This window comes from Actinoplanes sandaracinus (genome assembly GCF_030009775.1).
GTDB classification, from domain to species: domain Bacteria; phylum Actinomycetota; class Actinomycetes; order Mycobacteriales; family Micromonosporaceae; genus Actinoplanes; species Actinoplanes sandaracinus.
In genome coordinates this window covers 298,831-323,687 of record NZ_JASCTH010000005.1, presented here as the reverse complement: position 1 = coordinate 323,687, position 24,857 = coordinate 298,831, and the positions used below count along the sequence as shown (strand labels likewise).

The 24,857-nt window shown below is 71.0% G+C and carries 19 protein-coding genes and 1 pseudogene; 6 read left to right on the top strand and 14 right to left on the bottom strand.

The window, feature by feature from the left end; all coding sequences use genetic code 11:
- Positions 1–11: 11 nt before the first annotated feature.
- Together QLQ12_RS10120 and QLQ12_RS10115 are read right to left on the bottom strand one after the other, a co-directional pair.
- Positions 12–401 (bottom strand): ATP-binding protein, encoded by a 390-nt coding sequence (locus QLQ12_RS10120; protein ID WP_282758881.1) that lies wholly within the window; start codon positions 399–401, stop codon positions 12–14.
- Between the two features lie 73 nt (positions 402–474).
- Positions 475–1,650 carry a UDP-N-acetylglucosamine--N-acetylmuramyl-(pentapeptide) pyrophosphoryl-undecaprenol N-acetylglucosamine transferase gene (locus tag QLQ12_RS10115; RefSeq protein WP_282758880.1) on the bottom strand — a complete coding sequence of 392 codons (1,176 nt, stop codon included), beginning with the start codon at positions 1,648–1,650 and terminating at the stop codon, positions 475–477.
- 190 nt (positions 1,651–1,840) lie between these two features.
- Between QLQ12_RS10115 and QLQ12_RS10110 the strand changes: the two genes are divergently transcribed.
- Positions 1,841–2,296: a hypothetical protein gene (locus QLQ12_RS10110; protein ID WP_282758879.1), complete on the top strand. Its 456-nt coding sequence runs from the start codon at positions 1,841–1,843 to the stop codon at positions 2,294–2,296.
- Between the two features lie 49 nt (positions 2,297–2,345).
- Here QLQ12_RS10110 and QLQ12_RS10105 read toward each other — a convergent pair whose 3' ends face one another.
- The 6 genes from QLQ12_RS10105 to QLQ12_RS10080 all read right to left on the bottom strand — a co-directional run bounded on the left by QLQ12_RS10105 (position 2,346) and on the right by QLQ12_RS10080 (position 9,766).
- Positions 2,346–4,550: a rhamnogalacturonan lyase gene (locus QLQ12_RS10105; RefSeq protein ID WP_282758878.1), complete on the bottom strand. Its 2,205-nt coding sequence runs from the start codon at positions 4,548–4,550 to the stop codon at positions 2,346–2,348.
- Positions 4,551–4,607: 57 nt separating this feature from the next.
- Positions 4,608–5,915, bottom strand: a complete 1,308-nt coding sequence (locus tag QLQ12_RS10100; protein WP_282758877.1) for an ABC transporter substrate-binding protein — start codon at positions 5,913–5,915, stop codon at positions 4,608–4,610.
- A 13-nt stretch (positions 5,916–5,928) separates the two neighbouring features.
- Positions 5,929–6,828, bottom strand: coding sequence for a carbohydrate ABC transporter permease (locus tag QLQ12_RS10095; protein ID WP_282758876.1), 900 nt, complete (start codon positions 6,826–6,828; stop codon positions 5,929–5,931).
- The gene (locus QLQ12_RS10090; protein WP_282758874.1) at positions 6,821–7,747 is read right to left on the bottom strand and encodes a carbohydrate ABC transporter permease; all 927 of its coding nucleotides are present in this window, start codon (positions 7,745–7,747) and stop codon (positions 6,821–6,823) included. Before QLQ12_RS10090 ends, QLQ12_RS10095 begins: the two co-directional genes overlap by 8 nt.
- Before the next feature lie 278 nt (positions 7,748–8,025).
- Positions 8,026–8,451: an Hsp20/alpha crystallin family protein gene (locus tag QLQ12_RS10085; protein ID WP_282758953.1), complete on the bottom strand. Its 426-nt coding sequence runs from the start codon at positions 8,449–8,451 to the stop codon at positions 8,026–8,028.
- A gap of 145 nt (positions 8,452–8,596) precedes the next feature.
- Complete coding sequence (locus tag QLQ12_RS10080) at positions 8,597–9,766, bottom strand: FAD-dependent monooxygenase (RefSeq protein WP_282758872.1); 1,170 nt, start codon at positions 9,764–9,766, stop codon at positions 8,597–8,599.
- Between the two features lie 69 nt (positions 9,767–9,835).
- Here QLQ12_RS10080 and QLQ12_RS10075 point away from each other — a divergent pair, with 69 nt between their 5' ends.
- Together QLQ12_RS10075 and QLQ12_RS10070 are read left to right on the top strand one after the other, a co-directional pair.
- Positions 9,836–10,606 (top strand): TetR/AcrR family transcriptional regulator, encoded by a 771-nt coding sequence (locus QLQ12_RS10075; protein ID WP_282758870.1) that lies wholly within the window; start codon positions 9,836–9,838, stop codon positions 10,604–10,606.
- Entirely contained in the window at positions 10,603–11,514 is a 912-nt protein-coding gene (locus tag QLQ12_RS10070; protein WP_282758868.1) for an AEC family transporter, read from the top strand. Before QLQ12_RS10075 ends, QLQ12_RS10070 begins: the two co-directional genes overlap by 4 nt.
- A 21-nt stretch (positions 11,515–11,535) precedes the next feature.
- Here the strand turns inward: QLQ12_RS10070 and QLQ12_RS10065 are convergent, their stop codons facing one another.
- The 3 genes from QLQ12_RS10065 to QLQ12_RS10055 form a co-directional block, all read right to left on the bottom strand.
- A complete protein-coding gene (locus QLQ12_RS10065) occupies positions 11,536–11,919 on the bottom strand; it encodes a COG3415 family protein (RefSeq protein ID WP_282758866.1) in 384 nt (127 codons plus the stop codon).
- Between the two features lie 65 nt (positions 11,920–11,984).
- Positions 11,985–12,932 carry an FAD-dependent oxidoreductase gene (locus QLQ12_RS10060; RefSeq protein WP_282758865.1) on the bottom strand — a complete coding sequence of 316 codons (948 nt, stop codon included), beginning with the start codon at positions 12,930–12,932 and terminating at the stop codon, positions 11,985–11,987.
- Positions 12,933–13,020: 88 nt separating this feature from the next.
- Positions 13,021–14,793, bottom strand: coding sequence for a carbohydrate-binding module family 20 domain-containing protein (locus QLQ12_RS10055; protein ID WP_282758864.1), 1,773 nt, complete (start codon positions 14,791–14,793; stop codon positions 13,021–13,023).
- Positions 14,794–15,210: 417 nt separating this feature from the next.
- On the opposite strand from QLQ12_RS10055, the pseudogene QLQ12_RS10050 reads away from it, so the two are divergent.
- Positions 15,211–18,408 (top strand): annotated as a pseudogene (locus tag QLQ12_RS10050) (alpha-amylase family glycosyl hydrolase); the annotation flags it as partial.
- 67 nt (positions 18,409–18,475) lie between these two features.
- On the opposite strand, the gene QLQ12_RS10045 reads toward QLQ12_RS10050, so the two are convergent.
- The 3 genes from QLQ12_RS10045 to QLQ12_RS10035 are packed head-to-tail and all read right to left on the bottom strand — an operon-like array spanning position 18,476 to position 21,104.
- Complete coding sequence (locus QLQ12_RS10045) at positions 18,476–19,279, bottom strand: ABC transporter permease (RefSeq protein ID WP_282758862.1); 804 nt, start codon at positions 19,277–19,279, stop codon at positions 18,476–18,478.
- Entirely contained in the window at positions 19,276–20,079 is an 804-nt protein-coding gene (locus QLQ12_RS10040; RefSeq protein WP_282758861.1) for an ABC transporter permease, read from the bottom strand. Before QLQ12_RS10040 ends, QLQ12_RS10045 begins: the two co-directional genes overlap by 4 nt.
- Positions 20,076–21,104, bottom strand: a complete 1,029-nt coding sequence (locus tag QLQ12_RS10035) for an ABC transporter ATP-binding protein (protein ID WP_282758859.1) — start codon at positions 21,102–21,104, stop codon at positions 20,076–20,078. The genes QLQ12_RS10040 and QLQ12_RS10035 overlap by 4 nt, the downstream gene beginning before the upstream one ends.
- A 984-nt stretch (positions 21,105–22,088) precedes the next feature.
- Between QLQ12_RS10035 and QLQ12_RS10030 the strand changes: the two genes are divergently transcribed.
- The gene (locus QLQ12_RS10030) at positions 22,089–23,384 is read left to right on the top strand and encodes an aspartate aminotransferase family protein (protein ID WP_282758857.1); all 1,296 of its coding nucleotides are present in this window, start codon (positions 22,089–22,091) and stop codon (positions 23,382–23,384) included.
- Positions 23,381–24,856 (top strand): hypothetical protein, encoded by a 1,476-nt coding sequence (locus QLQ12_RS10025; protein ID WP_282758855.1) that lies wholly within the window; start codon positions 23,381–23,383, stop codon positions 24,854–24,856. Before QLQ12_RS10030 ends, QLQ12_RS10025 begins: the two co-directional genes overlap by 4 nt.
- The last annotated feature ends 1 nt before the right edge of the window (position 24,857 follow it).

Sequence of the window (24,857 nt, the reverse complement as noted above, 5' to 3'; positions counted from 1 at the left end):
GCGTCGCGGCGTCACCGCGGCCAACGTCTGACCAGTTCCGCCCAAACGATCTTGCCGGTCCGGCCGGCCCAGACCGCCGGGCGGCTACCCCATCGCCGGGCCACCGACGAGATCAGCAGCATGCCCCGCCCACCGGCCCGGTGCTGCCTGATCTCCCGTACGCGCGGCGGCGCCGGGTTCGTGTCGGTGACCTCGATCAGGATGGCGTCATCGGTGACCGACATCCGGAACTCGCCGCCGTCGTCGGTGTGCTTGGTGACGTTCTGGACGAGTTCCGTCGTCACCAGCAGCACATCGTCCTCGTGCGCTGTCAGCCCCCAGCGGCGCAGCGCCCGTTCCGCTATCCGGCGGGTCGACGACGCGGGGGTGCCATGCTCCAACGGCACACGAATGTCCTCCACACTCGTCTCATACCCAGAACCCGCATCTTTACCGTCGGTGATGATCGACGCCCGCGACGGGCGCCGCGTCAGCTCATGCGGTGCCCTTGGCCGCGGCCGTGAGGATCTCGGTGACGACCTGGTCGGCGGCGGTGGGCCGGCCGTGGGTGGCGGCCGCCCGGGCGAGCGCGGCACGGCGGTCCGGGTCCGCCAGCAGGCTGGTGAGGTTGTCGCGCAGGTGGTCGGGGGTGGCCTGGTCTCCGTCGAGCATGATGGCGGCGTCGTGCCGGGCGAGGTGGCGGGCGGTGATGCGCTGCTCGTCGCCGGCGGCGTGCGGGTAGGGGACCAGGACGCAGGCCTTGCCGAGGGCGGTCAGTTCGGCGACGGTGCCGGCTCCGCTGCGGGCGACGACGACGGCGGCCGCGGCGAGCAGGTCGGGCAGTTCGTCGTGGATGAAGTCGACGACGCGGTAGCGGTGCGCGAGGTGCGCGGGCAGGCCGCCGGCCACCTCCTGCATCTCGGCGAGGCTGAGGCTGCCGCACTGGTGGACGACCTGGCAGTGCGGCAGGAGTCCGGGCAGGGCGCCGGCGAGCATCCGGTTGATCTGCTGAGCGCCGGCGGCGCCGCCGGTGACGAGCACGAGTGGCACGGCGGGGTCGAGGCCGTACGCGGCCAGGCCTTTCGTGGCGTCGCCCCGCAGGACCGCGGGCCGGATGGGGTTGCCGGTGACGACCGCGCGGCGGCGGGCCTTGGGCGGCAGGTGATCGAGCGATGCCTCGTGGCTGAGCAGGATGCGGGTGGCGACGCGGGCGAGGATGCGGTTGGCCAGGCCCAGGCTGAGGGTCTGCTCGTGCAGCAGGTACGGCACGCGGAACAGCGCCGCGGCGAGCCCGATCGGGACGGAGACGAATCCGCCGGTGCTGAGAACGACGGCCGGCCGGGTGCGGGCCACGGTGAGGGCGGCCTGCAGAATGCCGAGCGGGATGCGGAACGCGTCGACGACGTTGCGGGCCAGCTCGCGCGGATTGGGGGAGCGGCGGAGCTTGCCGGTGGTGACCGCCCGGAACGGGATGTCGTTGCGGGTCGCGATCGTGGCCTCGAGGCCGTCGGCGACGCCGACCCACAGCAGCTCGGGTGTGGTGCCGGTCGCGGCGAGCCGGGCCTGCAGGGCGTTGACCGTGGTCAGCGCGGGGTAGGTGTGCCCGCCGGTGCCACCCCCGGTGACGATCATGCGGAGGGCGTGCAGGCGCTGGGTGCTGTAGAGGGACATGTCGAGCCACTCCGAGGATCGCGGTACCGGACGAGGCAGCCTAGCGCGCCGCCGGTCCCGGCCGGAGCGCCGTCCAGCCCGGCCGGCGCGGGGATATCGACATCCGCCACTGGCCGACGTATGGTGCTGCATCGGATTGGGAGCGCTCCCGTAGGGTCCTGTCGCGCTCCACCGAACCCGGAGGTGTTCCATGCGCCGCGCCATTCCTGCCCTTCTCGCCGCGGGTGTCCTGCTGGCCGCCGGCGCCTGTGGCGCCGGATCGGGCACCACCGGCGTCACCACGACGGTGAGCGCCCCGCCTCCCGCGGACCCGGCGACCGCGGCCGCCTGCGAGGCGCTCGCGCGGGCGTACGGAAAGCACATGGCCCCGTTCGCCCAGGCACTGTCCGGTGTGGTCGCCGACGGCAAGGCGACCGAACCGGCACAGCGGGCCCTGGCGGACTTCGCGGCCGCCGTCCAGGCCGCCACCGAGGCGAGCACGGACGCCGAGATCCGTGCCGACGGCAAGCGGGCCGCCGACCAGATGCGCGCCACGTCGGCCGACGCGAAGTTCTTCGCCGGGATCAAGACGGCCGAGGACGCCGACAGGGCGATGGGCCAGACCCTGACCGGATGGCTGGCGCCGCTCTCGCGCCACTGCTCCTGAGAGGCCACCGATCCTGATTCGCGACCGCTTCCTGATCCGGCGCCGCGGCTCAGCGGCGCCCGGGTAGCGGGACGCGGGACCAGTCGGTGTCGGAGGCCAGATAGAAGCCCGGATAGGACGGCTGGTTGTAAGTCGTCTGCTGGCGCGCCACCTCGGCGCGGTACTGCGGGTCGTGCATCAGCGTGTACAGCTTGTGGTTCGTCACCTCGGTGCTCAGGAAGATCCGGATCGCGGAGCTGTCGGCCGTGCGTACCAGCAGCTCCTCACGCCAGTCGCCGAGCACGTCGGCGACCAGACCCGGGTTGCCCTTGGTGCCGTTGTTGGCGCGGGTGCCCTCGGCGGTGAGCAGCCGTCCCCGGTTCCCGTCGTCGATCGTGGGCGTCACGTCCTGCGCGCCGTTGACGATCCCGGTGGTGAGGTCGGCGGCCCAGCGGATGCTCTGGTTCGTACCCGGGATGGTGTCGGTGAGGACCTGGCCTGTGGCGCTGTGCAGGCCGAGCGCCTCGCTGCCGCCGGGCATGCTCGCCCACGACTCGATGCCACGGGTGCCCGGGAGCACGTCGCCGATCATGCCGCGGCCGGTGTCGCGCCCGGAGTAGGTGCCGAAGAGGACCTCGCCGGACGCGGCGTCACGCATCGCCATGCCGTAGGGAGCGGACGTCGCGCCCTCGTGCACGGTGAAGATCTCCAGGCCGCGCCGGTCGGGATCGATATCGGTCACATGCATGGCGTCACCATGGCCGAGGCGGGCCCGCTCGCCGGACGGCAGCGCATCGAAGGAGGAGTAGAGCAGGCTGCCGTCGTCGTCGATGGTGGCCGACCCGTAGACGATCTCGTGCTTGCCGTCGCCGTCCACGTCGGCGGCGCTGAGCGAGTGGAAACCCTGCGTCGCCAGCGTGCCGAACTCGGGCGAGGCGCCGTCCCGGCCGTGCGGGGAGTCGTTGAACGGGTTCGTCATCGGCGTCCAGCCGCTGTCGACGAACCAGTCCTCGACCAGCCTGCGCCCGTTCCAGCGGTAGGCGACCACCGTGGAGCGGGTGTAGTAGCCGCGGGCGAAGACCGCGGACGGGTGTCTGCCGTCGAGGTAGGCCACGCCGGACAGGAACCGGTCGACCCGGTTGCCCGGCTCGATCCGGGGCATCGCGTAGTCGCCCCACATCAGGCCGTCGTCGTGGCGTCCCGGCTTGTAGGGAATCGTCTGCAGCTCCCGGCCGGTCGCGCCGTCGAAGACGGTCAGATACTCGGGGCCGTCGACGATGAAACCCTCGAACGCGCGCAGGTTGTTGCGGGCGCTGCGCGACGGCGCGTACACGTCCATGAAGTGGTCGGTCAGCGCTGCGGCGTCGGCGCGGCTGAGCGGGTACCGGTACCGCGGCTCGATGCCGAACGCCTGCTCCAGCGTGGCCGGCCAGCGCCCGGCCACCACCTCGGGATGCTCGTGCCAGCCCAGGAACATGTCGACGACGTGCTGGTGATAACCGGCGGCGCTGAGCCGGTAGTCCTCGGCCGGCGAGTGACCCGGGGTCGTGATGAAGCGCTCGCGGCCGTCACGGATCGTCTTCGTGCCGGGCGCGGTCTTCATCATCATCTCCGAGCGGCCGTCGCCGTCGAAGTCGTAGACCAGGAACTGCGTGTAGTGCGCTCCGGCCCGGATGTTCACGCCCAGGTCGATGCGGTGCAGCAGCGTCCCGTCGGCGCGGTAGGTGTCGACGTAGACCCGGCCGGTGTACCCGACCTGGGACACGTCCTTGGAGTTCGACGGGTCCCACTTGACGATGTACTCGTACCGGCCGTCACCGTCCACGTCGCCGACGCTCATGTCGTTGGCGGAGTAGGTGTGGTCCGGTCCGTCGGCGGGCTTCTGCAGCGGCAGCTCCGTGTGACCGGCCGCCCAGGGCGTCGCACTCGCCGCACGGCCACCCTTGACCGGGGTCACCCGGTACCTCGACGTGGTGGCGCCGCCGGTGTCGAGGAAGTTGGTGCTGTCGGTGACGGTCGCGATCCGCTTGCCGTCGCGGTGGACGTGGAAGTCGGCGCCGGTCAGGCCGGTCGCCGACGATCCGGTGGCCTCGCTCGCCAGCAGCCGCCAGCTCAGGAAGACGCCTTCGCTGGTCGCGGCGGCGACGAGGCCGCGATCCAGGTACTCCAGCCGCGGCCCGCGCGACCCGGCCGCCGCGGGGGACGCGGGGAGGGCGGCGGCCAGCACGACGGCCGCGGTGCAGGCCGTCAACCATTTTCCGGTACGGGAACCCATGCTCGTTCCTCCGAGGGGATGTCGGTGGGCGTACCACATGCGCCTGGTCCGAGGCCGTCAGGCCGCGTCGATCTCCTTCTGCAGCTCGGCGATGAAGGATTCGGCGGCCTTCTGCGGCGTCTGCCGCTCGAAGAGGACCTCCTCGGAGTGCCGCTTGAGGATGGCCTCGACACTGCTGGCGCCGTTCGGGGTGACCCGCGGCGCCGCGCCGACCTTCAGAGCGCTGACGTAATCGGCGGCGGCCTTGTCGTTCGCGGCCAGTTTCGGCACGACCGCGGCCCGCACCGTGCTGTTGGACGGCACGCCCCGGTCGGTCTGCAGGACGTCGCCGGCCTCGGTGGTGTTCAGCAGGAAGTCGACGAACAGCGCCGCCTCGGCGGGCTGCCGGGACCGCGACGACACCGACCAGAACATCGACGGCTTGTAGTACGGGCTCTGCGCGGCGGCGGGCTGTCCGTTGCCGGGCAGCCTGAGCAGCTTGAGGCTCTGGCCGCTGGCGGTCGACAGGGAGGGGAGCTGGTTGGTCCACCAGGCGCCGAACGCGGACGTGTTGGTCGCGGTGCCGGACTGGTCCAGTGGCGCTCCGGCCCGTTCGACGGTCACCGACGGGGCCGGTGCGATGCCCTGCTTGGCGAGGTCGAGCAGGTACTGCCAGAAGCCGGCCAGCACGGCGGGCGGGATGGCGACCTTGCCGGCGGCGTCGTAGAGCGTGGCGCCGGCCTGCCGGGCCCAGATGTTGAGGCCGCCGGTGTCGAAGCCCCACGACTGCACGCCGGTGACCTTGCCGCCGCTGGCCTTGGAGACGTCCGCGCCGATGCGCTTGAGGTCGTCCCAGGTCCAGGTGGCGTCGTCGGGCAGCGGGATCTTGTATTGGTCGAGGATGGTGGTGTTGGCGACGATCGCGTAGGCGGCGACACCGGTCGGGATGGCGTACTGCTTGCCGTCGACCTTGCCGGTGTCCAGCGCCGCCGGGTCGATGCCGTCGGTCTTGAGGTGCTTGGTCGCGGCGCCGAGGTCGAGCAGGGCGCCGCGTTCGGCGTAGGAGGCCAGGTAGAGCTCGTCCATCTGGATGATGTCCGGGGCGTCGTTGGCGGCGACGGTGGTGGCCAGGCTGTCCCAGTACCCGTTCCACTCCTTGAACTCGCCGGAGACGGTGATGTTCGGGTACTTCTTGGTGAACAGGTCGATGGCCTGCTGGGTGCGCTTGTGTCGGGCGTCCGAGCCCCACCAGGTGAACCGGAGCTTCACCGCCTCCTTGGAGATGTCGCCGCCCGCGTCACCGCCGCCACCGCCACAGGCGGCGAGCGAACCGCCGGCCAGGATTCCGGCGGCGAGTGTGAGAGCTTCTCTACGGCTGTATCCCATGAGTTCCTCCTCGTTATTTGATGCCGGTGGTGGCGATGCCCTTGACCAGGTAGCGCTGGCCGATGAGGAAGGCCAGGAAGATCGGCAGCAGGGAGACCACGCTCATCGCGAACATGGAGCCCCAGCTCGTCGACACCGTGGCGTCCACGAACGACCGCAGCGCCACCGGAACGGTGTACATGCCGGGGTCGGTCAGGTAGATGAGCTGGCTGAAGAAGTCGTTCCAGGTCCAGATGAAGGTGAAGATCGTGGTGGTGGCCAGGGCCGGCAGCATCAGCGGCAGGATGACCTGGAGGAAGATCCGTGGGTGGCCGGCGCCGTCGATGCGGGCCGCCTCGTCCAGCTCGCGCGGCAGGCCGCGGATGAACTGGACCATCAGGAAGACGAAGAACGCGTCGGTGGCGAGCAGTTTCGGCACGATCAGTGGCAGGAACGTGTTCACCCAGCCGAGGTTCGAGAAGATGATGTACTGCGGCACGATGATCACGTGGATCGGCAGCATGATCGTGCCGAGCATCAGCCCGAACCACACCTTCTTGCCGGAGAACTCCAGCCGGGCGAAGGCGTAGGCCGCCATCGAGCACGACACCAGGTTGCCGATGATGCAGCCCAGCACCACGATCGCCGAGTTCAGCAGGTAGTGCCCGAACGGCGAGGCGAGCGCCGACCAGCCCTCGCCGTAGTTGCGCGTCTCCAGGCTGTCGAGGACCAGGCCGGGGGAGCGGAAGATCTGGTCGTCGGGTCGCAGCGAACTGGCCACCATCCAGATGACCGGGTAGAGCATCACCACGGCCAGCGCGATCAGCCCGGCGTGCTTGGCCAGGGAGGTGATCATCGCCGGCACCGGCCGGCGGGGCGGCGGGGGATCGTCGGTCGTGTCGATCGGGACGATCCGGTCCCTGAGGTCAGTCATCGTAGAAGACCCATCGCTTGGCGGCCCAGAAATTGACCGCGGTGAACGCGGCGATGATGATCAGCAACAACCAGGCCAGCGCGGACGCGTAGCCCATGTCGAAGTTGTGGAAGCCACGCTGATAGAGGTAGAGCGTGTAGAACATGGTGGAGTCGGACGGGCCGCCGGTGCCGCCGGAGACCACGAAGGCCTGCGTGAACGACTGGAACGCGTGGATGATCTGCAGCACCAGGTTGAAGAAGATGATCGGGGACAGCAGCGGCAGGGTGATCTTGCGGAACTGCGTCCACCGGCCGGCTCCGTCCACACTGGCCGCCTCGTAGTACATCACCGGGATCTGCCGCAGCCCGGCCAGGAAGATCACCATCGGCGCCCCGAACGTCCACACGTTCAGCACGATCAGCGTCGACAGCGCGGTGTCGGGATCGGAGATCCAGCCCCGGGCGGACACCCCGAACAGGCCGAGGAGCTGGTTGAACAGGCCCTCGGCGCCGAAGATCTGACGCCACAGCACGGCGATCGCGACACTCGACCCGAGCAGGGACGGCAGGTAGAACGCCGACCGGTAGAACGCCAGGCCGCGCAAGCCCCGGTCGAGCAGCATCGCCAGGCCCAGCGCCGCCGCGAGCTGCAACGGCACCGAGATCAGCACGTACGTGAACGTCACGGCGAGCGAGTGGTGCAGCCGCTCGTCGGTGAGCATGCGCTGGATGTTCTCCAGGCCGTTGAACTCCGGCGGCTGGAGCAGGTTGTAGTCGGTGAAGCCGAGCACGAACGAGGCCGCCACCGGGCCGGCGGTGATCAGCAGCAGGCCGGCGAACCAGGGCAGCAGGAACAGGAAGGCGGCCTTGTTGTCCCGTTGGTGCGCCTGCCCGGCCCGGGAGGCGCCGAGACGCCGGAGTTCGCCGAGGGCACTCACGCGCCCCTCCTTCACATCAGCGGGCCAGAGCTAAGCGCTCACCGCGAAGGCCGGCCCGTGGATCACGGCACCAGCAGGAAAGCGCTTTCCAGCGAAGTCTGCATCGATGTGACGAAGGCGTCAATGGTTTCCGCTCGGTAAAGTTATGGATCGTTTCAGCGACCTGAATAGCACCACGTCAGGCCTCTATCCAAGATCATCTTTGAACAATTCAATGGCGGCTCGGCACTTTGCCGAGCCGCCGTGGGAGGGTGACCGAGAGGGGTCGCCGGGTGGGGTCAGGCCGAGATCTGCCGGGGCCCGCTGTCGCCGGACCCGATGGCGATCTTGCGCGGCTTGGCCTTCGCCGAGATCGGGATGCGCAGGGCCAGCACGCCGTTGTCGTAGGTGGCCTCGAGGTGCTCGGTGTCGAGGGTGTCGCCGAGGAACAACTGCCGGCTGAACACGCCCATCGGCCGCTCGCTGATCACGGTCTCGACCTCGTCCTTGGTGTAGCGCTGCCGGGTGGCCCGGACCTGCAGGACGTTGCGCTCGATGGTCAGGTCGATCGAGTCGGGGTCGACGCCGGGGAGGTCGAAGTACACGTAGAAGGTGTCACCGTCACGCTCGGCGTCGACGTGCATCACCGCCGGCCGGCTGCTCGTGCCGGTGAACTGCTCGAACACGCGGTCGAGGTCGCGGAACGGGTCGGTACGCAGAAGCATGGTCATCTCCTCCTTGGTGCTCCTCACCAAAGCCTCATGGGTCCGATAGGTTGAGTCTCATAGACTCAAGTTATCTCTACACATACAACGCGGTGGTCTGGTCGTCAACCCCTCCACCGAAATTTCCCGGGCGCGCTGTTCGTGGTCACGGGTAGCCGGGGAGAGCGGTGTCGGTGGCCAGGCGATTCGTGCCGCTGAGGAGCATCCGGCGCATCAGCGCGGTGGCGAAGAGCCGGTTGCGGGTGGCGAGGCCCCACCGGGTCGCGGGAGCCAGGAAGCGGCCGGCGTTGGTGCCCTTCTGCCAGCGTCCCGCGTACCGCCGCATGCGCTGTTCGTAGGCGGCCAGCCCTCGGCGGGGATCGGTCCGGGCGAGGGCGAGCTCCCCGGCGAGAACGTGCGCGCCCACCAGGCCGGTGCCCACGCCCATGCCGCCCAGCGTGGCGCCCCAGGCGGCGTCGCCGAGCAGGGCGACGCGGCCGCTGGTCCACTGCGGAGCGCGGACCCGGGCGATGGCGTCGAAGTAGAGGTCCGGGGCGTCCGGGAGAGTGTCGAGCAGGGCCGGCACGTGCCAGGGCAGGCCGGCGAAGGCGTGGGCGACGATCTTCTTCTGCGCGTCCTGGTCGTGCCAGTCGATCTCCAGCCCGCCGGAGCGGAACACCACCAGGGCGGTGGCCCGGGAAGGGTCGTGCGGGTCCGGGGTGATGCTCGCCATCCGGCCGGGCACGTTGAACTGTCGGCTGCCGGCCGGGACGCCGAAGGTGTTCGGGAGCCGCCAGCCCGCGATGTGGTAGCCGAGTCGCCGGACGAAGCCGTCCTCCGGACCGAACGCCAGCCGCCGGACCGTCGAGTGCATCCCGTCCGCCCCGACCACGAGGTCGTAGGCGCGCTCGCCGGCATGGCGCAGCCGCACCCGCACGCCGGTCCCGGTGTCGCGCGCCTCGGTGAGGGTGTCGCCGAACAGATACTCGACCCGGTCGGCGCCGCGGTCGTGAAGAACGCGCGAGAGGTCGCGCCGATGGACCTCAAGCTCGCCGCCGGTGAACGCGGGCGGCAGCGTGAAGATCTCCCGGTCGCTGGCGTCCACGCAGGTCATCGCCCCGCCGTGGGTCTGCAGGGCGCGCAGCTCGTCGAGGACGCCGAGGCGCCGCAGCACGGCCATGTGGGTCGGGCCGCGGAAGTCCACGGCGAAGCCGCTGTCGCGCAGGCGGGGCGCGACCTCCACGACGGTGACCTGGGCGCCGTATTCAGCCAGGCGCAGCGCCAGGGCGGGACCGGCGACCCCGGCGCCGCTGATCAGAACGCGAAGATCGAGCATGGCGCCTCCGAAACTGTGTCCAACGGATACAGAGTATTGTGGACACAGTTTCGAGCGGAAGGCAACCCGATGCAGGATCTGATGGCGCTGTTGTGGGAACCGGCCGTCCCGCCCCGGCGCGGGCCCCGGCCGGCCCTGACGCTGGAGGCCATCGCCGGCGCGGGCATCGAGGCGGCCGACGCCGACGGGCTGTCCGCCGTCACGATGCAACGGCTCGCCGAACGCCTCGGCGTGACGAAAATGGCCCTGTACCGGTATGTGCCCGGCAAGGCCGAACTGGTCGCGCTGATGCTCGACGCCGCGATCGGCGCGCCCCCGTTCCCGCCGCCCGGCGCCTCCTGGCGTGCGGCGCTCGATGCCTGGGCGAGGGCGCTCTACGCCCGGTTCTGTCACCACCCGTGGGCGCTGGAAGCCGCCGTCGGCGCCCGGGTCGTCGGTCCCCGCGAACTGACCTGGCTGGAGCGCGCGGTCGCCGCGATGGACGGAACCGGTCTGGACGGCGGCGAGATCCTCGACGTGGCGGTGATCCTCACCGGTCACGTCCGCAACCTGGCCCAGCAGGTCACCGCGATGTCCGCGGCATCCGGCACCGAGGGGCCCAGTGCCGGGGAGGGCAGCGCCGAGAGTGGTGGTGCCGAGGGGGCCATGGAGTCGGCGTTACGCCTCGTGCTGGCCGGCCGCCAGGACCGTTTCCCCGCGCTGACCGCCGCCCTGACGTCGGCCGCCACCGCCGCGGGCCGGGATCAGGCGCTCGACTTCGGCCTCGACCGGATCCTGGACGGCGTCGCCGCCCTGATCGACTCGCGTGGCCCGGCGGCCGGCCCCGACGGCCGGCCGTGATCGACGCACTGACCGGCTTCGCGCTCCTGGCGGCGATCGTGCTGTCCGGGTGGGCGCTGCGCCGCTGGGGGAAGCTGCCCGGTGACACCGAAGCCGTGCTCGGACGGGTCACCTACCTCGCGCTGGCGCCCTGCCTGTTGTTCGAGGGCACGGCCGACGCCGAACTGCGCCGGCTGGCCGGTGGCCCGCTCCTGGTGTCGGCGATGGCGGCGGTGGTCTGCTTCGCCGTCTTCGCGGTGCTCTTCGTCCGCCGCGACCGGGGCACCCGGATCCTCGGCGCCCTGGCCGGCGGCTACACCAACGCCAACTACATCGGCATCCCCATCGCGACCCACATCCTGGGGGACGCCTCGCTGGTCGTACCCATCATGCTGTTGCAGCTTCTGATCCTGACGCCGATGGCGCTGACGCTGCTGGACGCGACCACCTCGGGCGCGGTGTCCTGGCGTTCCGCCGTTCTCGCGCCGGCCGGAAACCCCTTGATCATCGCGGTCGCCGCGGGCGCCCTGGTCAACATCACCGGGGTACGGCTCCCGCAGGTGCTCGCCGCGCCGGTCACCACGATCGGCCAGGCCGCCGTCCCCGTCGTGCTGATCGCTTTCGGGATGTCCCTGTCCGGTCGCCGGGTGCTGGCCCCCGGGCCGGACCGGCTTCCGGCCGCCGTGGCGGTGCTGTTGAAGACCGCCGGCATGCCGTTGGTGGCGTTCCTGCTGGCGTGGGCGCTGGGTCTGCCGCGCGACACCACCTACACGGTGACGATCCTGGCCGCGCTGCCGGCCGCGCAGAACCTCTACCTGTACGCGCAGCGCGCCGGGACCGGGCTGGTGCTGATCCGGGACGCCATCTTCCTGTCCACCCTCTGCTGCGTGCCGGCGATGCTGACCATCACGGCGCTGCTCGGTGGCTGATCGCGGCGGGCCGGTGGCGTGTCACCGCGACCCCGTGGGGCCGGACGGCGGCCCGTGGGCCTCCACGACCCGCTGGACGACCTCGTAGACCTGCTCGACGCGGATGCGGTGCCGGCGGGCGATCGCCTCGACGTCGTGTCCCGCGCCGTACTCGGCCACGATGGCGTCATGGTCCTGGAAGGCCTGCGACGGCCGCGCGTAGGTGGTGGGAGACGGTGGGTACTGGCTCGGCGGACCCGGGTAGTCGAAGTCGATCGGGCCGACCTCCCGCTCGACCACCGCATAGATCTCCGCGATGGAGAGGCCGTAACGCGCGGCTATCTGTTCCACGTCGTAACCGTCCCCGAACTCGGCGACGATCCGGTCCTCCCTGGTCGGGTGCGTTTCGCTACCATCCGTAGTCACTCCGTCACGCTACCCTGTCGCCGGGTGACGTGCCCCAGGACTCGTCGCGCCTGCCGCCCGGCCCGTCAGGCGGGTCCGACCAGGGCGGCGATCCGTGCCGCTTCGCCCCATGACAGGGTGAAACCGGCACCGCCGTGCCCATAACAGGCGAACACCGGCCGGTCGAAACCCGGCACGGCCTCCAGCCGCACGCTCGACCGGCCCGGCCGCAATCCGGCCGCCCGCGACAGCACCGGCTGCCCGGTCAGCTCCGGAACCAGCGCCCGGACCCGCCGCAGGATCGCGGCCTCGATCTCCGGGTCCACCCGCTCGTCCCACGACCCGATCTCACCGGTCCCACCACACACGACATCGAGACGGCGGGGTACGACGTACGCCAGCCCCTCCGGATTGTCGGCGTCGGTGAACCACTCGGTCAGGCCGGGGTTGGCCAGCCGCACCACCTGCCCGCGGATCGGGAAGCACTCGTCGTCGTCGAGCAGCGCCGCCGAGCGGAGGCCCGCGGCCACGACCAGCACGTCGCCGTCGTCCTCCCGCAACAGCCCCGCCAGGGAGGTCACCTCGGCGGCCCGGATCCGCACCCCCGCGGCCAGCACCGTCTCGCGCAGCCACGCCAGGTAGGCGCCGGTCTCCACCAGCGGCACGACGCAGCGCACCCCGGTGGCCCCGGCCGGCAGCCCGGCCGGCCCGGCCGGTTCGGTGTGCGGCACCGCCCTCGTCCACGAGACGTCCGGGTTCCGGCGGCGCGACAGCACCGTGCCGGGGCGCATGTGGACGCCGGTGCGCGGATCGCCGGCCAGCCGCTCCAGCCGCCGGTAGGTGACGGCCGCGGAGTCGAGGACCCGCGCGGAACTGTCGACGTCGTGCGGGAACCAGATCGCCGCGGCCACCCCGGACACGCTGGCCGCGGCTTCCCGCGCGGCCACGATCCGCACCGTGTGCCCGGCCGCCGCCAGTTCGTGCGCGATGCTCAAGCCGATCACTCCGGCGCCCACCACGGTCACCCTGCTCACGAGATCAGACGATAGCGGCGCCCGGCGCCCGGCGCCCGCCACGGGCCGCCGGGCGCCGGGCGCTCCGATCGACGTCGAGCCCCGCCGGTCAGGGGCGCCAGGTGTCGTTCAGGCTGAGTTCCCCGGAGGCCGGGACGGTCGCGGTCCGGTCGGGTCCGGACTCCCACGTCACGGTGCCGCCCTCCTTGCGGAGGTACTTGTAGGCGAACCGGGTGCCGCCGGGGAGGGCGACCGTGCCGCGCCACATCGGGTGGTCGGCGGCGTCCAGCGGGACGGCGGCGGCCGGGTTCCAGCCGCCGAGAGCGGGGTGGTCGCCCACCACGAAGATGTCCTGCCCCCACCGGGTGGTGGCGTGGAGGCCGAAGGCCGTGCCGGCCGCCGGCCGGTCCACCCGGGCGCCGGCGTGCAGGGCGACGGCGTCGTTGGCGCCGACCGGCAGGGTCACCCGGCGGTGGGTGTCGACGGTGTACGCCGGCCCGGTGCAGCGCCCGTCCGCGGTGAGGTCCCCGTGCTGGACATCGCAGTAGGTGCCGGCGGGCAGGCCGGTCTGGAACGTCTGGCGCAGCGGTCCGTCCTCACCGTTGATGGCGACGAACGCCTTGTCGCCCCGGCCGAAGGCGATCTGCTTGTTGTCCCGGTCCCACCAGTCGTTGATGCCGGTGCCGGCGGCGGCGTTGCGGAACGCGACCATGTTGGCGATCGGCCGCCAGGCGTGCTGGCACGTCCAGCCGTCGTTGCGCAGACACCCGTCGGCCTGGCCGTTGCGGGGTGGCCCCGCGCCCCACTGGGAGAACGCGTAGCCGGAGTGCACGTGCGGCGACCCGTACGGGTGGGCCAGCATGAACACGTTGGCGAGGGTGTAGTCGGAGCCGTACTTGTAGTTGAGGGTCTGGCCGTTGCGTTCGGTGTCGTGGTTGTCGACGAAGACGCCGGCGTTGGCGCTGGGCAGGAAGTTCCAGCCGGCGCCGTAGTTCTCCAGCCAGTCCAGGCGCCGCTTCTCGAAGACCTCCTTGAGGCCCCGGGCGTACCGGAACTCCTGCACGTCGCCGGTGCGGATGTACTCGGCGGGCTGGACGGCCTCGCCTTCGCCGTGGATGACCTCCTGCACCCAGTACGCGCCGGGGTTGCTCAGCCTGCCGCGGATCGCCGCCAGGTGATCGGCGGGGATGTGCTTGACGGCGTCGACCCGGAATCCGGCGACGCCCATCGCGAGCAGCCGGTCGAGGTACGCGACGATGGTGTCCTGGACGTGGGCCCGGCCGGTGTTCAGATCGGACAGGGTGTCCCCGTCCCGCTCACCGAGCTCGCACTCCTGGATCTTGGAGCGGTTCCGGTAGTCGTCGATGTGCCGGCGGCAGCCGTGGAAGTCCCGGTCCTGGTAGACGCCGTCGTACTGGTACTTCGTGTAGCGCGTGCCGGCCGTGCCCACGCCGGCGCCGGAGGTCATGTGGTTGATCACCACATCGACGATGACCTTGACCTTCGCGTCGTCGCAGGCCCTCACCATGGCCCGGAAGTCCTCCTGGCCGCCCAGGCGGTTTCCGCCGATCTTGTAGCTCACCGGCTGGTACGACGTCCACCACTGGTCGCCCTGCACCTGCTCGTGCGGGGGTGACACCTGGACGAACCCGTAGCCCTCGGGTCCCAGAGTGTCCACGCACTCCCGGGCCACGGACCGGTAGTTCCACTCGAACAGCACGGCGGTGACATCCCGGTCACCCGGTGGAGCGGCCTGGGCCGGAGACGGCAGGGTGCCGACGGCGACCGCGGTGCTCATGACCGCGAGGGTGAGCGGGCCGGCGAGCATGCCGCGCCGGAGCAGTCGATCGAGATATCGGCGGGTGCGGGTGGTTCCCGGCATGGTGGTCCCCTTCGGATAGGGCCGGGCGCGCGGTCTCGGCGTGGCGCGCCGGCGCGACCATCTCTGCAAGATAGTTGAAACCCTTGTGAAACTTGCTGAAAACATTTGCAGTGACCGCCAACATAGACAGCCGGCCGATCGTCGTCAATGGACCGTCCGGAGCCCGACCGAATTCGGCACGCTCGTCTCTGCAACGACTTCCATCCCGTGAAAGCACTTGCTACGGTCGCCGAGCGAAGTGGCGCTCCGTCCAGCGCCGGGCGGCCCGTCCACCGGTAGCCGGCGAGCAGTCCCGCCGTGGCCACCGGGGGCGAACTCGCGCCCGCGCCCACCGCATCCCGTTCAGCCGTTACGCCCGAGGAGGGCCGCACCTTGGTTGTGCCGTATCACCGCGACGTCATTCGTCGCCTGTCCGCCGTGCTGGCACTGGGCCTGCTGGCCCCGTTCCTGCTGGTGCCACCGACCGGGGCGACGGCCACCGCGGCCACCGGCGCCGGCGCGCAGACCTGGCGCGGCGAGCCGAACGCCGCCGCGCTCGCCCACTGGGGAGCCGACCGGCCGGGGCCCGCCGAGCAGTTCTACTTCGTGCTCCCGGACCGGTTCGCCAACGGCGACCCGGGCAACGACCGCGGCGGACTGTCCGGCGACCGTCTGTCCACCGGGTACGACCCCACCGACAAGGGCTTCTATCACGGTGGCGACCTGCAGGGCGTGATCGACCGGCTCGACTACATCAAGGGTCTGGGCACCACCGCGCTCTGGCTGGCGCCGGTCTTCGAGAACCGTCCCGTCCAGGGCGCCGGCGCCGCGGCGTCGGCCGGGTACCACGGGTACTGGGTCACCGACTTCACCCGGGTCGACCCGCACTTCGGCACGAACGCCGACCTCAAGCGCCTGGTCGATCTGGCACATCGGCGGGGGATGAAGGTCTACCTGGACATCATCGTGAACCACACCGCCGACGTCATCCAGAACGAGGGCGGGAAGTCCACGTACATCGACAAGGCGACGGCTCCGTACCGGGACAGCCAGGGCCGGCCGTTCGAGGACCAGAACTACGCCGACGGCACCCGGCGGTTCCCCGACGTGAACGTGAAGTCGTTCCCGTACACCCCGGTGTTCGCCGACCCGGCGGACGCGAAGGTCAAGGTCCCGGCCTGGCTGAACGACCCGACGATGTATCACAACCGTGGCAACTCGCTCTTCAACGGCGAGAACAGCGAGTACGGCGACCACACCGGCCTCGACGACCTCTGGACCGAGCGGCCCGAGGTGGTCCGCGGCCTGACGAAGATCTACGCCGACTGGATCAAAGAGACTGGTATCGACGGCTACCGCCTCGACACCGTCAAGCACAGCAACATCGAGTTCTGGAAGCAGTTCAGCCCGTCGATCGCGAAGGCCGCGGCCCGCGCCGGCAAGCCGGACTTCTTCATGTTCGGCGAGGTCTTCAGCTCCGACCCGGAGGTGGAGAGCCGGTACGTCCGCGAGGGCGGGCTGGCCGCCTCCCTGGACTTCTCCTTCCAGCAGGCCGCGCGCACGTACGTCTCCGGCGACACTCCCGCCCGGACCCTGGCGGACCTGTACGGCCAGGACGACCTGTACACCGCGCGCGACACCGGCGCGGCCCGGATGCCGACCTTCCTCGGCAACCACGACGTCGGCCGGATCGGCTCGTTCATCATCGGCGGCGGCAGCGATCCGGCCGGTCACCTGCGCCGGGCCCAGCTCTCGCACGAGCTGATGTTCCTGACCCGCGGGCAGCCGGTGATCTACTCCGGCGACGAGCAGGGCTTCACCGGGCCCGGCGGCGACAAGGACGCCCGGCAGGACATGTTCGCGAGCCGGAGCGCCGACTATCTCGACGACGATTTGATCGGGACCGACCGGACCCACGCGAGCGACCAGTACGACAAGCGGCACCCGATCTACCGGACCATCGCGCAACTCGGCGCGCTGCGTGAGGCGCACCCGGCCCTGCGCGACGGCGTGCAGGTCACCCGGTACGCCGCCGACGGCGCGGGAGTGTTCGCGTTCTCCCGGATCGACCCGGCCAAGCGGCACGAGTACGTCGTGGCGGTCAACAACGCGACCACCCCGCAGACCGTCACGGTGGACACGTGGAGCCCCGGCGCCACCTTCACCGGCCTCTACGGTGGCGCCGGGGCGACCGTCTCCGGCGCTGACGGCAAGCTGACGGTGACCGTGCCCGCCCTGTCGGCGGTGGTCCACCGGGCGCGTACCCCGATCGCGGTCCCGTCCGCCGGGCCCACCGTGCGGATCACCGCGCCGGCCGCCGGAACCGCGGTGCCGTCGCGGACCGAGCTGGTCGCCGGCGTCACCGGCGACCCGCTGGCGACGGTGACGGTCGCCGCGCAGGTGAACTCCGGCCCGTGGACCCTGGTCGGCACCGCCCGGCAGGCGCCCTACCGGGTCTTCCACGACCTGACCGGCCTGGCCGGAGGCGCCACCGTGAAGTACAAGGCGGTGGCGCGCGACAGCCGGGGGCGCACCGCGGCGACCACGTCCACCGTCACGGTGGGCACGCCCAGCACGGTGACCGCCCCGGAGCGGATGGTGGTGCACTATCAGCGGCCGGCCGGCGACTACGGCGACTGGCGGCTGTACGCCTTCGGTGACATCGACCCCTCGGCGCAGACCACCTATCCGGACGGGCAGCCGTTCGCCGGGCAGGACTCGTACGGCGCGTTCGCCTGGGTGAAGCTCAAACCGGGCGCCAAGAACGTCGGGTTCGTCGTCGTCGACAAGGCGGGTGTCAAGGACGTCCAGCAGGACCGGTTCGTCGACCCCGGCAAGCAGCCGGAGGTGTGGCTGAAGTCGGGTGACGCGGCGGTGCACCCGTCCCGGCAGGCGGCCACGGGGCAGCCCGACCCGGCGCAGGACCCGGCCACCGCGATCCTGCACTACCGGCGTGCCGACGGTGACTACACCGGCTGGGGGCTGCATGTCTGGGACGGCGCGGCCCAGCAGACCGACTGGTCGGCGCCGCTGGCTCCGGTCGAGCGGGACGCGTACGGCGTGACGTTCAAGGTGCCGCTGGCGCCGGGCGCCACCGGGCTGAGCTACGTCCTGCACTCCGGCGACACCAAGGACCTGCCGACCGACCAGCGGTTCGACTTCGCCGCGGGCCGGGAGGCCTGGCTGCTGGCCGGGGTCCCGGAGCACCTGCTGCCGGTGGCCGGCAAGGCCGAGACCGGGGGCGAGATCGACCTGACGAAGTCCCGGGCGGGGTGGGTCGACCGGGACACGCTGGCCTGGCGCGCCGGCACGGGCGACACCCTGCAGCCGGTCGGCGGCGGCACGGACGGGCGGGTGTACGGCCTCGCCTACGCCCCGGCCGGCGGGATCACCGTGGCCGACGGGGAACTGACCGGCACGTACCGGACCCTGCGGCTCACCGTGCAGCGCAACGGACTGACCGACCGGCAGCGGGCCCGGTTCCCGGACCTGTGGCGGTACGGCGCCTTCCGGGTCGCCGAGAGCGATCGCCGCCGCCTGCCCGAGGCGCTGCGCGGGCAGGTCGTGGTGACCGAGCGCGACGCGTCCGGCAAGCTGTTGTCGGCGACCGGGGTGCGGTCCGCCGGCGAGATCGACCGAGGCTAGGCGTCCCATGAAGGAGGGCCCGCACCGATCGGTGCGGGCCCTCCTTCATGGTGGTCGGTCAGCTGCCGGGCATCTCGTACCGCCGGATGCCGAGGCGGAACGTGCCGTACCCGAGCAGCACGGTGAGAGCGGTGACCGGCAGCGTCCAGAGCAGCAGGCCGGTGTCCCCGGTCAGCAGGTACCGCGCCGGGATGTAGGCGGTGAACGCGAACGGCAGCACCCATGTGAGCAGTCCGCGCAGCACCGGGTGGTACAGGTTCAGCGGGTACGCGGTGAACTCGCTGAGCTGGTTGACCGCGACCATCACGTTCAGGCTGCTGGTCATCCAGAACGACAGGGACGCCAGGAACGCCTTGATGAAGGTGTGGATCAGGGCCCCGCAGAGGACCAGCGGCAGGAACAGCAGCCACTGGACGAGGGTGAGATCCAGATCCATCGCCCCGGCCGCGGTCACCACGATCGCGATGCCGGTGGCCAGTTCGCCGAACCCGTCCGGGTAAAGGAACCGCTCCGACAGCAGCGAGTAGAACGGGTTCACCGGCCTGATCATGTAACGGAAGAAGTCGCCCGTGCGGACCAGCTGCCACGCCAGGATCCACAGCTGATCGGTGAAGAGCCGGTCGAGCCCGCGGGGGAGCAGGGAGAACCCGAGCAGGAACAGCGCCTGCTGCTGCGTCCAGCCGCCCAGTGAGGGAACATATTGGAAGATCACGCTGATCAGGGCGATCTGGCAGGCGATCCGGATCACGAAGCTGGCCGCGCCGATCAGGAAGTCCATCCGGTATGCGGTGAGCCGGTGCAGGCTGACACCGCACAGGACCGTCGTGAGCCGCGCGTAGCGGCGCGCCGTCGACACGCTCATCCGCCGAGCACCTCCACCTTGCGCAGGGAACGGCGCCAGGCCAGCGACATGACTCCGGTCAGCAGGACCACCCAGCCGGCCTGGACGGCGAGGATGCGGCCGGCGTCGGCCCAGTCGCCGTACCCGCCGAGCAGCAGGCGCAGTGGACTGTCGATGAGGCCCTGGAACGGCAGCAGGCGCAGCAGGGTCACCACGTCGGCGGGGAACAGCGCCAGCGGGATCACCTGGCCGGCCAGGAAGGCGACGAGAGCGTTCTTGATCGTACGGATCCCCCAGGTGTTGGTCGTGACGAAGGCGGCGAGGCCCACCAGGAAGTTGATCTGGAACGCCAGCGCCACCGAGAGCAGGACCGCCACCGCGAACAGCGCCAGATTCGCCGCCGTGGGCACCGGCAGTGAGGCGAACAGCGAGAAGCCGGCCAGCACCGGGACGCCGGCCAGGACCGCGCTGACCGCGGCCGTGGGCAGGTTGACCGCCAGGCAACTGAGCGCGTAGTTCACCGGGCGCACCAGGGACACCGCGATGTCACCCCGGTAGACCTCGCCGGCGATCAGCTCGTCGATCCGGTTGGTGTGCAACAGCCCGAGGATCTGCGCCAGCACGATGTACGAGGTGAGGTGGACGAACGGCAGGCCCGCGGGCGCCGAGCCGCCCACGTAGACCTCCCGCCACAGGAACACCTGCAGCGCGGTCGCGGCGGCGGCCGTGATGGCGCTGAGCACGATGGTCGAGCGGTACTGCGTGACGGCGTGCAACCCGGCGAGGGCGAACGGCGCGTACCGGCGTGCGGCGCGGATCATGCGCCGTCCCCCACGCTGACCGGTTCCGCCGGCGATCCGGCGTAGATGCGGCGCAGCAGGGTCTCCAGGTCGGCGTCCGGCACCAGCACGTCGGTCAGGTCGAAACGGTTGAGCAGGACCGCGATGACCTGCCGGGCCGACCAGCGCTCCACCGGGTACTCCACCCGGATGCGGCCGGACTCGGCCGGGATCGCCCGGACGTCGGGCAGCTCGGCGGCGATGATCTGGAGCGCTTCCGCCTCGGTGACGCTGCCAGCGGCGTACTCGAAGGTGACCGCCCGGGTGTCCACCGACCGCAGCAACTCGCGCATCGTCCCCTGGTGCACGATGGCGCCGCGGTCCACCACGAGCGCCTGGTCGCAGATGCCGGTGATGTCGCCGATGTCGTGGCTGGTCAGCATGACGGTGGTGCCGAGCTCGGCGTTGACGTGATTGATCAGATCGCGGACCGCCTGCTTGAGGACCAGGTCGAGACCGATGGTGGGCTCGTCGAGGAACAGCACGGCGGGATCGTGCAGCAGGGAGGCGGCGATCTCGGCCCGCATGCGCTGCCCCAGGCTGAGCTGGCGGACCGGGGTGTTGCCGAGCGCGCCGAGGTCCAGCCGGTCCCGGAACAGCCGCATGTTGCGGTCGTACACCGCCCGCGGGACCTCGTAGATGTGCCGCAGGACGCGGAACGAGTCGAGGACCGGGAGGTCCCACCAGAGCTGGCTGCGCTGGCCGAAGACCACACCGATGCGGTGGGCGACCTCGACGCGCCGGCGGTGCGGGTCCAGGCCGTCGACCCGCACCTGGCCGGTCGTCGGCCGCATGATGCCGGTCAGCAACTTGATCGTGGTGGACTTGCCGGCGCCGTTGGCGCCGATGTAAGCGATCTTGACGCCGGCCGGCACCTCGAAGCTGACGTCGTCGACGGCCCGGACGAGGTCGTACTGCGAGGAGAACATCGTCCGCAGGCTGCCGCGCAGGCCCGGCTCGCGCCGGTGCCGTTTGAAGTGCTTGCTCACGTGCTCCGCGACGATCATGCGGGCCCCGCCGTGGTGTCGTATGAGGCATCGGGATATTGCATGGGTGCATCCATTTCTTCTCAGCACGATGCCGTGGCACGTGAAGAACGTAATTGATAGATAACAATGTCTTAACCGAGCCTCATTATTGAGGCGCTCGTCACGTGGCGCGGCCTATTCAAGTAAAGAAGGTGAACAGTGGCCGGGGCCGTGCGCTTATTGGCACAGTGACAATCCCGGCCGGGGGCGGCGCTTCGCTGCGCTGCCGATCCCGGGCCGGCCGGTGCCGTCCAGGGAGGACGGCGGGGCGGTGTGAGATGCGGAAAAGTGCCGGTGGGGCGACGATCGACGCGGTGTGACCACTTGTGCGGAGTCGGTCACCTGCATCACTGGCGTGCGTCGCGCCCGGGCCCGTGTGCTGTGCGGAGCGAGGGCCGGCAAGTGGGCATTGAATGCGATTGCCACTGCCGCGTCAAGCCGTGGCGGCCGTGTCCCGAATATTTGACACAACTGTCACTTCCGCCCATTCGCAAGCGCTCCGGTCGGCAGTGGAGTGATCGGTGTCTCAATTCGTTGTCACCCGACAAAATTCGATCGCCGAACCTCGATGTCCGGCGTGGTGCCGCCCGGGGTGTCTGGCCAGATGGATCCGGTTACAGGGCGCCGCGGCCGGCCGGAGGGGCGTCGGGGCGGCCAATTTGTTACTCGCCGGTAGGTCCTGCAAGAAGTTGCTGAAACTTGCAGTGCCGCTTGCAGAACGGAGCGTGATCGCCATAGATTTCGGCTCAGTCGGCCGAGGACTGTCCGATTGATACCAGCTGAGTGTGCGGCTCGCTGGCCGGCGGTGCGATGCGTGCGTCGTCCCGTATCCCTAGTGCTCAGCCCATCTCAGCAATGTGGCGGCCAACACCTCAGGAGTGACTCTGTGACCTACCTCGAGCTGATCTGTCGCGACGTCGGCAGCAGAGCCCGGCTGTCCGGGACGGCACCCCGGCGGACCCGGTGAGCCGGCAGGCGGACCTGCTGGCGCGGGAATCACGGCACCTCGCGCCCGGCGCCTCCGAAGAGGCCGCCCTCGGCAAGCGGGTGTTCGTCGAAGGCCGCGGAGCGACGCTGCGCGACGCCGACGGCGCCGAGTACCTCGACTTCGCCGCCGGGACCCTGACCCAGTCGCTGGGACACTGCCACCCGGAAGTGGTGGCCCGCCTCACCGAGCAGGCCACGAAGCTCTGGAACGTCCACGACTTCGCCACCGCCGACCGCGCCGTCCTCTGTGAACTGCTGGCCGAGCTGCTCCCCGAGCACCTCACCACGCTCGCCTTCTTCTCCACCGGCGCGGAGGTGGTGGAGGCCGCGCTGCGCACCGTCCAGGCCGTGGCCGAGCCCGGGCGCAACCGGGTGGGCGCGTTACGGCACGGCTTCCACGGCAAGACGCAGGGCGCCCGCATGCTCGTGCACTGGGACATCGGCGACCAGTCCTTCGCGGGCAACAGCGTGCTGGGATACGCCCCGTACTGCTACCGGTGCCCCCTGGAGCTGACCTACCCGTCCTGCGACGTCAAGTGCGCCACCCTGGTCCGCCGGCACATCGCCGAGAAACCCAACGTCAGCGCCCTGTTCTTCGAACCCGTCCTCGGCGCGGCCGGCGTGATCGTGCCCCCGCCCGGTTACTGGGAGCAGATCGAGGCCGCCTGCCGCGACAACGGCGTGCTGCTGGTCGCCGACGAGGTGCTCACCGGAGGCGGGCGGGCCGGCACCTTCCTGGCCAGCGAGGCCATCGGGGTGACACCCGACCTGGTCACCCTCGCGAAGGGGATGGCCTCCGGCTTCCCGTTCGCCGTCCTGGCCGGACGCGACGAGGTGCTGCGGCATCCCCGGGCCGGAAGCGCCGGATCGACCGCCTCCACGTTCGCCGCCAACCCGCTCGGCATCGCCGCGGCGCACGCGACCCTGTCGGTGGTGTCCCGCGACGACCTGATCGGACGGGTCCGTCACCTCGGCGCGATGATGGACGCACGCCTGCTCGAGATGCACGAGCGGCACCCCCGCCTCGGCGACGTCCGGGGGATCGGCCTGCTGCACGGTCTGGAGTTCGTGCGGGACCGGCACAGCAGGCGCCCGGCGCCGGAGATCGCCCGGCGGGTGTACCTGGCGGCCCTCGACGCCGGCCTGCGCACCGCCATCGGCGGGCACATCATCCGGCTCGCGCCGCCCTTCATCATCGACGAGGCCGAACTGCTGCACGGCCTCGACGTGCTCGACCGGGCGATCACCGAGGCCGAGGAGGCCGCGGCATGACCGTCCGGCAACTGCCCACCGCCGACCTCGGCCTCACCAGCCTGCTGCGGGCCGCCGACTGGCCGGGCGAGGACCTGCGCGGATCCGCCCACGTCCAGATCCTCGACGAGGCGACCCTGGGGCCGTCGCGGCTGCTCGTCGTCGCCTCGCGGGAGTCGCCCGGAACCCGGTACTTCGTTCCCGTCCTGCGCGCCGAACCGGCCCGCGAAGCGGTCGGCCACGCCGCCCACGACCGCGCCGTGGTGGAAGCGATGCGGGACAGGCTGGCCCTGCCGACCGCCGCCGGCAACGTGATCCAGTTCGACGGCGACCCCGCACCGTTCCGTGACACCCGCCCGTTCGACCCGGGATGGTCCACCAACGCCCTGTCGCTGGCCGACCTCGACGGGGCACTGCACATCCACAAGGCGTACCGGCGGATCGACGCCGACACCCGCGAGGCGCACCTGCTGCGCCTGATGCACCGCGGCGGCCGTACCCAGCGATGGGTCGGCGACTACCACTACGTGGAGCGGGCGACCGGGCGCCGCCATCCGCTCGGCCTGCTGTACGCCTACGCCGAAGGCGACAGCCTCGACCTCCCGCTGCGGCACAGCATCCGGTCGATGTGGCCGATCCTGCACGGCGGCGCCGAGCCGGCCGAGGCCGTCGCGGCCGCCCAGCGGGGCCTCACCGGCGAACTGCCGGCCGTCGGCCGCTTCCTGCGCGACTTCCACACCGAGCTGGCGGACCGGCTGGGCCCCACCCCGATGATCCCGGTCCGCGAGTACCTCCGGCAGACCGGCGCCCGGGTGGCCGCCCTCAGCGCCCGGATCAGCGCCGACGAGCGCTACCCCCGCGCGGTGCGGGACGCGGTCGTCGTCGCCCTGACCGGCGAGCTGGACCAGGCCACCGCCTCGGCCGGTGTGCCGTGGCCGGCCGGTCCCGCCCACGGTGACCTGCATCTGTCGCACATTCTGCGCCAGGAGTCGGAAGGCGGCTGGCAGCTGTGCGTCATCGACCTGTCCACGCCCGCCGCGGACCCGGCCGACCCGGTGGGGTCCGCCCAGTCCCCGTGGCAGGACATCGTCGCGCTGCTGCGCGGCCTCGACATCTTCACCGCCGACGAGTTCGTGCACCAGGCGGCCATGCGACTCGGCACCGACCAGGACGACACCTGCCGGACCGTGCTGCTGATCAGCGCCGGGCACCCGCCCGACACACCGGGCTGGACACCGTCACGCATCACCGCCCTGCGCCGGATGCACGACGCGGCGTCCCGGTGGGCGGGGCAGGTTCGGCGACTCCTGCTGACCGGATACGCCGGCCCGCCGGAGAACTGGCAGGAGCACCCGGCCTGGCGGATCTTCCGGCTGCGGCGCCTGCTCCACGAACTCGACTACGCGTACGCGCACGACCAGCACTACCACGCGGCGATCAACCTACGACACGTCCTGCAGAACTACCGACCAGCGGGCGCCGGGGAGAACTGAC